The organism is Exiguobacterium sp. SH31 (genome assembly GCF_001816105.1).
Taxonomy (GTDB): Bacteria; Bacillota; Bacilli; order Exiguobacteriales; family Exiguobacteriaceae; genus Exiguobacterium; species Exiguobacterium aurantiacum_A.
The window spans coordinates 1-11,887 of record NZ_LYTG01000045.1 but is presented as its reverse complement, the minus strand read 5'-3'; the positions used below and the strand labels follow the sequence as shown (position 1 = coordinate 11,887).

The 11,887-nt window shown below is 43.1% G+C and carries 11 protein-coding genes and 1 pseudogene; 6 read left to right on the top strand and 6 right to left on the bottom strand.

The window, feature by feature from the left end:
• Positions 1-119: 119 nt before the first annotated feature.
• On the top strand, positions 120-749 hold the full coding sequence (locus A6395_RS07650; protein ID WP_071398603.1) for a helix-turn-helix domain-containing protein: 630 nt from the start codon (positions 120-122) through the stop codon (positions 747-749).
• Between the two features lie 349 nt (positions 750-1,098).
• Here the strand turns inward: A6395_RS07650 and A6395_RS07645 are convergent, their stop codons facing one another.
• Together A6395_RS07645 and A6395_RS07640 are read right to left on the bottom strand one after the other, a co-directional pair.
• Positions 1,099-1,983 (bottom strand): hypothetical protein, encoded by an 885-nt coding sequence (locus A6395_RS07645; RefSeq protein WP_071398602.1) that lies wholly within the window; start codon positions 1,981-1,983, stop codon positions 1,099-1,101.
• A 104-nt stretch (positions 1,984-2,087) separates the two neighbouring features.
• On the bottom strand, positions 2,088-2,468 hold the full coding sequence (locus tag A6395_RS07640) for a hypothetical protein (RefSeq protein ID WP_071398601.1): 381 nt from the start codon (positions 2,466-2,468) through the stop codon (positions 2,088-2,090).
• 256 nt (positions 2,469-2,724) lie between these two features.
• Between A6395_RS07640 and A6395_RS07635 the strand changes: the two genes are divergently transcribed.
• Entirely contained in the window at positions 2,725-4,041 is a 1,317-nt protein-coding gene (locus A6395_RS07635) for an RHS repeat domain-containing protein (RefSeq protein ID WP_084813006.1), read from the top strand.
• Complete coding sequence (locus A6395_RS07630; protein ID WP_071398599.1) at positions 4,038-4,430, top strand: hypothetical protein; 393 nt, start codon at positions 4,038-4,040, stop codon at positions 4,428-4,430. Before A6395_RS07635 ends, A6395_RS07630 begins: the two co-directional genes overlap by 4 nt.
• A gap of 300 nt (positions 4,431-4,730) precedes the next feature.
• On the opposite strand, the gene A6395_RS07625 is transcribed toward A6395_RS07630, so the two are convergent.
• The 4 genes from A6395_RS07625 to mobL are packed head-to-tail and all read right to left on the bottom strand — an operon-like array spanning position 4,731 to position 7,649.
• Positions 4,731-6,167, bottom strand: coding sequence for an ImmA/IrrE family metallo-endopeptidase (locus A6395_RS07625; protein WP_071398598.1), 1,437 nt, complete (start codon positions 6,165-6,167; stop codon positions 4,731-4,733).
• Positions 6,168-6,171: 4 nt separating this feature from the next.
• Positions 6,172-6,459, bottom strand: a complete 288-nt coding sequence (locus tag A6395_RS07620; RefSeq protein WP_071398597.1) for a hypothetical protein — start codon at positions 6,457-6,459, stop codon at positions 6,172-6,174.
• Positions 6,460-6,464: 5 nt separating this feature from the next.
• The gene (locus A6395_RS07615) at positions 6,465-6,914 is read right to left on the bottom strand and encodes a hypothetical protein (RefSeq protein ID WP_071398596.1); all 450 of its coding nucleotides are present in this window, start codon (positions 6,912-6,914) and stop codon (positions 6,465-6,467) included.
• Between the two features lie 9 nt (positions 6,915-6,923).
• A complete protein-coding gene (gene mobL / locus A6395_RS07610) occupies positions 6,924-7,649 on the bottom strand; it encodes a relaxase MobL (protein ID WP_071398595.1) in 726 nt (241 codons plus the stop codon).
• A 218-nt stretch (positions 7,650-7,867) separates the two neighbouring features.
• Between mobL and A6395_RS07605 the strand changes: the two genes are divergently transcribed.
• From A6395_RS07605 to A6395_RS07595, 3 genes and pseudogenes are all read left to right on the top strand, one after another.
• Positions 7,868-10,030 carry an RHS repeat domain-containing protein gene (locus A6395_RS07605; RefSeq protein ID WP_145963262.1) on the top strand — a complete coding sequence of 721 codons (2,163 nt, stop codon included), beginning with the start codon at positions 7,868-7,870 and terminating at the stop codon, positions 10,028-10,030.
• 23 nt (positions 10,031-10,053) lie between these two features.
• Positions 10,054-10,488, top strand: a complete 435-nt coding sequence (locus A6395_RS07600) for a hypothetical protein (RefSeq protein ID WP_071398593.1) — start codon at positions 10,054-10,056, stop codon at positions 10,486-10,488.
• 239 nt (positions 10,489-10,727) lie between these two features.
• Positions 10,728-11,756, top strand: a pseudogene (locus A6395_RS07595) (RHS repeat domain-containing protein); the annotation flags it as partial.
• Between the last annotated feature and the right edge of the window lie 131 nt (positions 11,757-11,887).

Here is an 11,887-nt window from a genome sequence, read left to right as displayed (position 1 = left end):
ATTAGAGTGCATTAAGATATTTCTAATGAATTTAAAATCACCTGAGGAATCTCAGCACTTTAATACAATATTTATGGTATTATTTAATAAAATCATCATTGTATTAAAGGAGGATATGTATGTATACGATTGACGAAGCATTTGAAATCTTATCGAAGAACAAGCTTACAAGCCATAAGGAGACGGTCCGCAACTGGGTACGAAAAGGCGTGATCCAGGCGAAACCGCTCGAGTCGCGTAAAAAAGGCTATCGGATCAGTGAGGATTCGCTCGAGCAGTTCATCAAAGAACGGATGCCTGAAGGATGGGAGCTGTATCCGGAGTCGGTGACAGGGGATGCTCGGGATGTCGTCAAGAATGAAGAAGAGGCCCCGTATCACGTCGAAGTCGATGTAGAAGCAATCAAGGAGCAGGGGCGAATCGAGATGTGGCACCAAGTGGCCGGACGTTGGCTATGGGAAGATTATCTTGAAATCACACGGGCGATGGTACGACGTGCGATCGAGCATAGGAGTCATTCAAAAGAGTTCGAGCAGTTCGTCTGGGAACGATGTCTCAAGGAAAGCGCCCCGCGTAAAAAACCACGAGTCCTTTACTTGGTTGATGCGTTTCTATTCGAAGGAGAGCGAGTGCCGTTCGATCAGGATTTTGGCATTAAAGAAGAACAAATCATGCAGGCGTTGATTGAACATGTAAGGTTTAAAAAGAGGTCAGGAATGTACAAAAATGAATCTGGTGAAAATAAATGAATTTAAAATTTAGAGGAATCTAACGAAAAGGCGTATTCTCTGTGCTATTGAGAATACGCCTTTTGCAATCGTTATCGTATTAAATTGATGTAAACTATTTCCTGGCCATCACATTTTCATTTTTGAATGTGCGAAGCTTGTATGGATAGAACTATTCCTCAATCATAGTCAGCGATATAAACACAGAATTGATTGAATGTTGAACGAGTAACTTATTTTTACTTTGAACTTACAATTTTTTATTTTTCTTTGGTTTCTTTACTAATTTGACAATCATAAAAATTACGAATGAAATGAATAGCAGTAAAAATATTGCAAAATCAAGAACGTTCATGTCCATACCTCCAGTTTATCTTAAAATAGAATTTTTAGTAATTGTCCCTTTTGCGTTACACTCTACATTCACACGTAAATATCGTTCTTGTAACTTGAGCCCGTGTCCTTTAAAAGTGATGCCCATAATAGCTGTTCCTTCTTGATAAGCGATTCTTCTCGAGCTACTTGGCTTTTGAACCTCACTTTTTTTATCGACTATGTCGACAAGAATACCTCCCCCATTTTCAGTCTTCATGTAGTTTCCTGTTCTTCTCGCAGTGACTGTAGTTCCATTATAAGTGAACTCTGCACCAATATATGCTGTGACAACTTTCCAACTAGTGGCCCTTGCATCGTAAATACTTCGAGTATTAGAAGCATTCTTAATTTTACTTGTTCCTGCTGCTTGGACCGGATGGAAGAAAATATTTTGAACGAACGAGAGGAGATTAGATTCAACGTCCTCTTGAGATTCAATTTCATCTGATTCATTCCATTCATCTACAATAATGAAATTATCATCAAAAGTTACAGATAAATTTTCGTTGATTTCGTAAGTCTCCTTGTCAAGGTTTGTGTCAAAAGAGACATTCGAAGTCGGAGTATTAATCATCTCAAGTTCTTCATTTAAACCATCAATTAAAGTTTTCTGTTTAGTTTCTTGCAAACTTTGTGATACCACTTCGTCAAGTAATGTCTCGGTCTCTTGTACATTTTTAGTAATGTCTGTGATAATTTCTTCCCGTTCGAGAGATATTGCTTCAATCTCGGAATCAGTAAACGTGACTTTTACATCGATAGCCTCATCTGAAATATTTTTTGCAGGGATTTCGTTGGCATAAACACCGAGTGGAATTCCCAAGCTTAGATTACTTACCAATAAAACCGTCATTAAAATCAAAGTTCCTTTTTTGAACATTTAAATTCCTCCATTACACTTTTGCAAAAAGTATAAAATAATGGGATATGAAAATCTACCTATAACATTATTTTGAAATAATTAAAATGTTTATTGTAAGACTGTTATATCTTCTGCATCCTCACGATGCGCCAATCCTTCAAGTTTTGGGCTTCCATATGGTTTGTGACTCGTTCAATCATTCTCATTTTTTCGGTCTGAGAAAAATTGAAGACACCTTCCAATAGTTCCAACTCGACCTCGAGCGTGACTTTGACTTTCTTTCTTCGTTTGTTGAATCGCTGAAGTAGGTAATGCTCAAGTTCGTCGATGATTTCCGCGTCATCGATACCAGCAGAGGACTTCAAAGCGATGTTCAACCAAGGATTGAGTCGATCGATGTACGCTTCAAGTTCTTGGGGTGTCGTGTGTAAGTATGTCCAAAGGTGATCAAATCGCAGTGTTTCCGTCTTGTAAAACAGTTTAATCCACTCTTGAAGATTCATGAGATAACTCCTTTTTGATTTAAGTGTATCTCGTGTTACGTATGGCAAACAGTGACGAGTTTATGTACAAATCGAATACGGTTCTTGAAAACCTTAGGAGGTGTTGCGCATGAAACGTCGTCGACCAAATCTGTCAAAAACGTTCTTTGTTTTGGAATTTCATTTCATCTATTTCTTCTTTTTTAGATCAGGGTCAGTGGTGAATCGATAGCTGCGTCCCGCATATATAAACGTCTCATCAAAAATCATCCCGTTCATGATAGTGCGATATGGGATGGAGGAGCACGACGTATGTGTTTCTAGATGGTGTGTTGCCTCCGACCGACTCTCATATGGAAACCTGTCAGGTTTAAAGAAAGATGGGCAAACTGCGAGTTATTCATATGATACGATGGATCAATTGATCGAAGAGAAGACACTTGACGGACAGACGATCAATTACACATATGACAAACGTTCGAATCGCACACACATTAACAGTCAAGTCGTAGCTAAATTTGATGAATCCAACCGGATGACCGAGTTCAAGAGTCAAACCATTACGTATGACGCAGATGGGAACCGGATCAATGACGGACGTCTGAAATATTCATGGGACGGTCTAGGTAATCTGACTGCGATCGAAGAAGGCAACGGCACAAAGAAATGGCAGTTCATGTATGACGAACAAGGACGTCGTATCGAGAAGGCAGGGCCAAGCGGCACGATTCGCTTCCATTACGACGGAGATTCGAACCGACTGATGGCCGAGACAGATACGGCTGGCAAAGCAATCCGGGAGTACGTCTATAATGCGGACCATATCCTCGTCGGGCTAAAAACAAATGGGACATGGTACAATTATCAACGGAACTATCGTGGAGATATTGTTGCAATCACGGATACTTTAGGTAATGTTGCTGCCAAATACACCTATGACACATGGGGTAAACCGCTCACGTCGAACATCACTGATTCGAAACTGACAGGTCAACCAATTCGTTATGCGTCATACTATTATGACGAAGACTTGGCGCTCTACTATTTGATGGCTCGTTATTACAACTCAGAACAAGCTGTGTTTCTTTCAATTGATCCTTTATTAGATAGTAACGAATCAATCGAAATGGCAAATGGATACAGTTATGTTATGAACAATCCGTTGACAAGGATTGATCCAGACGGACTTATGTGGCGTCCTGATGGATATGGATATGGATACTATTCTTATGGTAGTGGGATCAGGTATTACACTAGTGTTAGAAAGATTACTGTACCCGCGAAAAAATCAGTCCCTCTTTCAAATTTACAATATTTGATTCGTAGTAAATCACTAGGTAGAGGATCTACAGGTCGCCAAGTCCCAAGAACTTACAAAGAAGAAGTTGCAATGAGAAACGTTCTCTATAATCCTAATTCAGGTCGAATATTAAATATGACAAAAGGAATGACTGACCCAAGATGGAGACAACAAGACGGGTGGAGGAAAATGGCTAAAAATGTAGATGGAGTGGAGATACATTATCTTAAGAATATAAAAACCGGAAAGTTTGATGACTTTAAATTTGATGATAAAAGAGGGAAGAAAAAATGAAAGTTAAATGTAAAGAGGTGACCGGCGTAAATCTTTTACCCAATACAATAAAACTAGGATACTCTATTGAGGCTGATTTTGAGTTGAAAATTAATGATACTTATATAGTTTATGGTATGAGTCTTTGGGGTGGTTCTTTACAATACTTAATTCAAGTAAATGATTATAACCCTTCATGGTTTCCAGCTGAGTTATTTACTGTAGAAAAACACAAAATTCCAGAAAATTGGAGTTTTGATTTCCCATTAATCAATAATGTTAACGCAATTTGGGGTTATAAAGAATTAGTGGACGGCTCGAATCATTATGATGATTTACTTGAGAGAGAAGGTGAAGCGCTCCGCATTTTTGAAAAGAGAAAAAAAGAACAATTAAAATTCTTGGAATGATTGTGTGAAAAAATATTTGAAATTAAAGGGTAACCTCTGATTTAGAGTTTATTTTTCGAACCTGATAATATAGTTTTTACTTTACCAAATAAATATAAACACTTTGAGATAGACTCAACTTGACTTCAGAAAGGTTGAGTCTTTTTATTATTCTTAGGGCGAACCTTAGTAATGCAAATCTCAGTAAGAAATAAAGATGATTAAAAAAATTGAATCTTACAAGTATGCTCCCAAAAAAGTAGGCAGACAAAGTAAAAATCTGCTTTCTTATTAGGGAGTGTTTTTTAATACGACGGTTTGTTAAACTAAGCGTTCAATATTCAAAAAAGCGGTTCGTGAAAAGGGTTCCTTTTCATCAGCAAGCAACACATCATGCCAATTATCTTCAAGATTTTTGAGGGTTGGTTTTTCAACCTTATTGTTCTTTTCTAAATCGTGTAATGGATGAACTGTTTTTTCGGGATCAAAGTGACCGCTAATCAATGGCTGATCTGGTAATGCAATCGTGTAAACGACAAGCGCGTCGTCATTGAAGTCGTGATTGTTTGCGACACCGAATGACTGGAACCCGAAACCTTTATCGTGAATATACATGAGCGGGCCATCGACGCGATCCATCTTCAGGTTCGTCTCGAGGGTCGCTTTTGCGTTCAGATAGGGCTCCACCTCCTCGGGAGACACACTTTGTACGGCATGCACCCGTTCATAAAGACTGAGGTCAGCGTCTTTCCATCCCATACGCCGCTCCAGCTGTTCAAGGTAATCAAGAGGGCTCTGTTCTTTCTCCTGTTGTAAGGCGTGTACTTTTTCTAAGTGTGACTCGATATGGTCGAGGAAGCCTGCGGACGTCTGATGGACCTCCTGCAACAGCTGTTCCTTGTCGAGGAGTTCCTTGTCTTTCGTCCAACCGGCCAAGTAAGAGAGCGAGAAATCGTCCGTCGGGAAACCGAGTTGATGCGAGACGACATAGGCGATCATCTCGGCTTGGAACTCCTTCTCGGGTGCCGTGAGCGGTTTGTCTCGTTCGAGGTTCCGCTCTTGGTTGTGCAGCTCCGCGTGCGCGAGCTCGTGGATCAGGACGGTGATGTCCTCGATCGATGTGTTCCGTGGATTCAAGGCGATCGAATGTAGCTCCGGATAGTAACAGCCCTTCGCTGTTCCGATCTCGTCGAGCGGTTCCTCCAATAGTGTCACATTCCGGGCATCCGCGATCGTCGTCAAGGCGTCACGGATGTCTTGTTCGTTTTCCAGCCCGCCGTCCCGGTGATACCGTTTGAAGATGTCCGAGACCTCGATTCCTTTCTCGCGTGCGTCGGTCTGCGTGTACTCGAACACGTGACCGATCTTGAAGTACATCATCTTACGTGACGGGACGCGTCCTTGCTTTACGCCGTCTTTGACCGGCTTCGGTGCCTTGCTGAGCGGCACCCATTCGTCTTTGTGTAAGGCATAAGTCACTGGATTTGGGACGAATACCTTGATGCCACGCTCACCTTTCTGGACCTGTGCGCCCTGCTTCTCCCAGAACGGATAAGAGCCGACCGCGACCGCGCCGGGGAACTGGGACTCAATCAAAACTGCGTTCCGCATCGAGTATTGATGGAACTTGCCGAGGAACTGCAGATGTTCCCGGATCTTCTCCGGACTCTCGAAGTAGCTGTCGATCTGTTGTCCCATCTGTTCGGTCAAGACCTCGAGCTCGGCTTTCCGTTCTTCGTTCGTCTTTATCTTGGCCATCGTGTCATACTCCTTCCTTCAACAAGTCGGTGACAGATTCATCACTATCCGCAAATTCGTTCAGTTCACGTTCAAGTTGTGGCGACGTTTCCGGGATGTCGAGTAACAGTTGTGTCCGCTCGAAATTGACGGGAAGTAAGACAATCTCGTCTTGCGCGATGGCGGTCAAAAGTTGATGCTCGGAAACGGATATCGGGATGTCGTACCGTTTTCCATAGATGAGGACCGTGACGGTGTTCGGTTGAATTGTCAACAGTTGTCCCATCGTAAAGAGACGATCAAGTGGTCGCATAGAATTCATCCTCTCTCAAAAGTTAGTGTGTCCTTCTTCTGTTTCTGATGCTCGATGCGTTCCTGGACGACATGTTCCGCCGTCTCGAGGAACGTCGGTTTGAACTGGTCCGTCGTCATGATGTCCTCGATGCCCTCGGTCTGCATGAGCGCCTGCAGGAGCTCTGTCAGGATTTGTCCGTGACGGTCGGAGCGGTTCGCGGCGAGCCGGATGCGCTCGAGTTCTGTCGACACCTGCCCGTTGATCAACTCCTCGATATGACGGGAGACCTGCGTACTGATCGAGCGGGTGAGGAACTGCATGTCCCACTTCTCGTCGGCCAGTTGTCTATGTTCTTCTGCGATATGGTCGATGACCTGGCCGAGGTGGCCGAAGCGCTTGTCGTCGGCGAACTCTTCCAAATACGCGACCGTCTCCGGCTTCAATCGAAGACGGATCTGTCTCAACTCTTCCATCGTCCTCCCTCACTTTCCATATTCGATGTCCCGCTCCAGCTGTTCGAAAGCACGTTGATTCTTCAGGTGTTCGAATTCGTCGTTCATGTGCCGCTCGATCCGGTAGAGTGATTCATTGAATAGCTTTTGTTGTTTGAACGCTCGTCGGACCGGATGTTTGGGGTCTTCATTTTTCTCACATGTCGTCTGTTCTTTTGACAAGTCTCGCATCTCGGAGAGGATGGCGTTCCCCATCCGGGTGTAAAGGTCCTGTCGCTTTGTCGTCCGGTAACGCTCGGCCTTCTCCGTGTCTCCGTAGCTGCGACGATGGAACGACACCTCCTGCTCGAGCCGCTCGTTGAAGGCTTGAAACTCTGATTTGAAGTGAATGTCGATATAGCGGTCAGTCAGACGGTCGAGCGATTCACGGAGTGGCTGCATCCCGTTCATGTTGTAGCGCCATTGTCGTTTATCTTCCGGCAACCGTTCATAGATGTCCTTGAATTGACGGACGAGCTCGGGACGCAGGACACGGTTCGGGAGCGTTTGGATCTTCCGGTTCCGTTTATGGGCGACCAACTCGTTTCTTATGAACGCGTTCAGTTTCTCCTGTTCTTTTGTCCGGTCGGCGAGAGAGTGGATGACCTTCGACTTCATCAGCTCGATCGATTTTGGTTTTCGTTTACCGCGCTCGCGCATGTGACTCGTCTCGACGATGGCGACATGGACGTGGATGTTGTCGGTGTTGTAATGCACGTTTTGTTAACCAATCGATAGCAAAACCGTTCTATGTGAGTGCCCTGGCACAAAAGGCCTCGAAAACAGATTCACTAAATGTGGAAGCGACATATGAGGACGGAACGACGGTACAGAAAACAGCCACATTCCATGCGCTAGACTATACCGGAAAAGACAATGACACGACATGGCAACGTCAGACGATTCAATTGACGTCAGATCAGAACAAAAAACTCGTGAAAGTCGATCTCACCATCAAGAACGGTTCGACTGGCACCATTCTTATCGATGCGGTCCGGGCATCTATCGGACGAGTCGTGTCTGACTCGACATATGACAAGCAAGGAAACCACGTTTTAAAAGACGCCGGGCTGACGAAACTTCCAGTGACCAATACGGTCGACGCGTTCGGAAATGTTTTAACCGTCGATCAAGGGAATCGTACACGGACGAACACCTATGATCTACTAGGCCGTTTGACGACGACGACCGCGGAGAGCGGGACTGTCATTTCCTATGTTTATGACAAGAAAGGACAAGTCACACAAAAAACGTTTGATGGAAAAATCACTTCATACACGTATGCAAAAGGTCGTATCACTTCTGTGGACCGTCCAGGGGGACAACGCTCTCAATATGTTTATGAGCCCCATACGGGCAACTTAAAAGAAACCATCTTGCCATCCGGAAAAAGACTCGGAAAGGTCTATGACGATGAGGGAAAAATTACCGAGCTAAAAGAATCCAATGCAACACGATTCAAATATGGCTATGATGCGACCTCGGGCGACCTTGTTTCCATTCAAATGGGGAACGACAGTGCGAAACTAAAGAAATACGAATATGATACGAAAGATGCAGGTAAAGGTCGTGTGTTGAAGCTGACGGATTATCACCAGGTCCTTCAGTCATGGGATTACCAAGATGTCAACGGTGTCGGAACCGAGCTTCCGCTCTCCATCACGTTAGCGGGAACGAAACGTGAATTCACTTATGATGTCGCCAAACGGAACCATGGAGTAACTGTCGATAGTCAACATTGGGCTTTCCGTCACAATGAGAATGGCAAGACGACTCAGATCACCATGCCGGGACAAGGCGGGGAGTCATTGGTCGAGTTCGATGAGACCGGGGCAGTGTCAGCCTGGTCCGCCTCTGCTGGTGACAAACAGATTGCATTTGAGCGATATAGTTACGATCAATATGGAAACCTTTCAGTCCTTAAAAAAGACGGGAAAACTGCAAGTTACTCCTATGATGCGATGAATCAATTGATTGAAGAGAAGATCCTTGACGGACAGACAGTCAGCTATGCGTATGACAAACGTGGGAACCGCACGCATATCAATAACCAAGTCATAGCTGAATTTGATGATTCCAACCGGATGACGAAGTTCAAGAGTCAAGCCATTGCGTATGATGCAGACGGGAACCGGATCAATGACGGACGTCTGAAATATTCATGGGACGGTCTGGGGAAACTGACTGCGATCGAAGAAGTCAACGGCACAAAGAAATGGCAGTTCATGTACGACGAACAAGGGCGTCGCATTCAAAAGACTGGACCGAGCGGTACGATCCGCTTCCATTACGACGGAGACTCGAACCGATTGATGGCCGAGACAGATACGGCTGGAAAACCGATTCGGGAGTACGTCTATAACGCGGACCATATCCTTGTCGGACTCAAAACAAACGGAACATGGTACAATTATCAACGAAATTACCGCGGAGATATTGTAGCAATCACGGACAATTCAGGTAACGTTTCTGCCACATACACTTATGACACGTGGGGCAAACCGCTCTCGACGGACATCTTCGATCCAAAGCTGACAGGTCAACCAATTCGTTATGCGTCATACTATTATGACGAGGACTTGGCGCTTTACTATTTGATGGCCCGTTACTACCATCCTGAACAGACAGTTTTCTTGTCCGTTGATCCCATGTTAGATTCAGATGAAACTTTGGAAATGGCTAATGGGTATATATATGCACAAAATAATCCAGTTAACATGATTGATAGCACCGGATTATACGCTATACCTGCGGGAGGTTTGATTTTCGTTCCTGGTGTCGGTTGGGCTACGCTTGCAGGTATGGCCGCAGTAGTTGGCGGCGTTTATTTAATTAAAACGTATGGAATACCTTGGGCAATCAACCGATATAAAAATTACATGTTCCAATCAAAAACTGTTTATGTAGATGGATGGAGAGTTCGATTGGAGCATCATGATAGGAGCAAACCACATGCTCATTGGGATAAGAACAGAAAGCAAGAAGGCTCTGTAAACAAAGACGGAACTCCTCACCACCCGAATAGGAAACATGAGACTACTAGACCACCTAATAAAAAGGTGAGAGAATATCTTAAGAAACAAGGATATAAATTTTAAATTGTAGAGGAGAATCAGTTCAAATGACCTGCAAAGAACACGAAGAAGAGTATGACGAAGAAGAGTATGACTCATTTGATCCATTCTTTACCGAAGAAGCCAAGTTAGAAGTTCGAGTAGATAATTATGGGGTAAATTTTGTAGGGAATGCTGAAGGTTATCTTGCACTTTCTCGTTTGTTCACTTATTTATCTCAAATTAGTAATGACATACGTATTAGTGAAGATACGCTTCCAGAACTAAATACCGTGAAAGGTTATGGAGCATACCACTTTAGAGATTTTATAAAAGAAAAACGCATTAAAAATAAAGACTATATTTTTGAGGCGGGTCCACTTAAGCAAAATCAACCTGAACTACATGATCAAGAGCTACTATTTTGGATTTCAGACCAAATTGGATCTAAGTTTTGGCTTGAAGAATTATCTGAAGAAGACAAAGATCAATCGGATGCTTGAATTAAGCTAAAGATTAAATTGGTTGAAATGAGTCCTAAGCTTTGATTATAGTATCAACTTCATCTCTGCTTATCACCTGACCATGAGATGACTATTACTCATTTGATAGTATATATAAATTTTAAAAAGTATTTTCAAACTTTCGACGAACCAAATCACGACATGTGATTTGGTTCGTTCTTTTAATTTTCAAAAAGCCTTATACGTTCTACTCGATATATACGTAGGACAGTCTAGGGGTCTTGACTATAATTGAAGAAGTCAACGGCACAAAGAAATGGCAATTTGTTTATGACGAACAAGGGCGTCGTATCCAGAAGACGGGGCCGAGCGGCACGATTCTCTTCCATTACGACGGAGATTCAAATCGACTGATGGCCGAGACAGATACGGCCGGCAAACCAATCCGAGAGTACGTCTATAACGCAGACCATATCCTTATCGGACTAAAAACAAATGGGACATGGTACAATTATCAACGGAACTATCGTGGGGATATTGTAGCGATGACGGACACTTCAGGTAACGTTGCTGCCGAGTACACCTATGACACATGGGGCAAACCACTCACAACGAATGTCATCGATTCGAAGCTGACAGGTCAACCGATTCGTTATGCGTCATACTATTATGACGAAGACTTGGCGCTTTACTATTTAATGGCCCGTTACTACCATCCAGAACAGGCTGTTTTCCTCTCTGTCGACCCAGAACTCGATGCGGACGAGACAGTATCGATGGCTAATGGTTACTCATATGCGGATAATAATCCGGTCTTAAAAGTCGATCCAGATGGAACATGGGCTTGGGCAGCAATTGGAGCTGGCTATGGAGCATATTCAGGTTATAAAACTGCTAAACAACGTAATTATGGTGGATGGAAAACTGTTGGGTATGTTGCAGGGGCAGCAGCATTAGGTGCTATTGGTTGGGGGAAAAGAAAAGCAATTGTCAGAGGTGCGAAAACTGTTGCAAGATACGCAAGAAATACTGAATTTCTTGTCCGTGGTCGAGGTCACCTTAAAGGGCGTAAAGGAGAATTGATAATTGGAGTTAGAAACCGCTTAATCGATCGACATCCAATACGGATTGACTATAACTATCTTCGTTTTGGTAATGGGAAAAATAAGTATACCTCCACTCGTAAAGTATTACATTTTCATAGAGGTAAAAAAACATCACAATATGATACACATTATCCTTTACATCCTTATAAATATAAACACAACAGAAAAGGAACAACAGGATGGAGTTGGAAAAAAAGATAATTAAATTGAAATAAGTATGAGAATTTACGAATAAAAGGTGATTATAATGAAAGAGCTTACAATTATTGAAAGGAAGCATCTATTAAAGCAGATTGAAGATAATTTAGATAATTATTTCATTATAGGTGAAA

Coding starts and splice junctions, on each gene's coding strand:
- A6395_RS07650 (WP_071398603.1), top strand. CDS start 120: ATGTATACGATTGACGAAGCATTTGAAATCTTATCGAAGAACAAGCTT.
- A6395_RS07645 (WP_071398602.1), bottom strand. CDS start 1,983: ATGTTCAAAAAAGGAACTTTGATTTTAATGACGGTTTTATTGGTAAGT.
- A6395_RS07640 (WP_071398601.1), bottom strand. CDS start 2,468: ATGAATCTTCAAGAGTGGATTAAACTGTTTTACAAGACGGAAACACTG.
- A6395_RS07635 (WP_084813006.1), top strand. CDS start 2,725: ATGATAGTGCGATATGGGATGGAGGAGCACGACGTATGTGTTTCTAGA.
- A6395_RS07630 (WP_071398599.1), top strand. CDS start 4,038: ATGAAAGTTAAATGTAAAGAGGTGACCGGCGTAAATCTTTTACCCAAT.
- A6395_RS07625 (WP_071398598.1), bottom strand. CDS start 6,167: ATGGCCAAGATAAAGACGAACGAAGAACGGAAAGCCGAGCTCGAGGTC.
- A6395_RS07620 (WP_071398597.1), bottom strand. CDS start 6,459: ATGCGACCACTTGATCGTCTCTTTACGATGGGACAACTGTTGACAATT.
- A6395_RS07615 (WP_071398596.1), bottom strand. CDS start 6,914: ATGGAAGAGTTGAGACAGATCCGTCTTCGATTGAAGCCGGAGACGGTC.
- A6395_RS07600 (WP_071398593.1), top strand. CDS start 10,054: ATGACCTGCAAAGAACACGAAGAAGAGTATGACGAAGAAGAGTATGAC.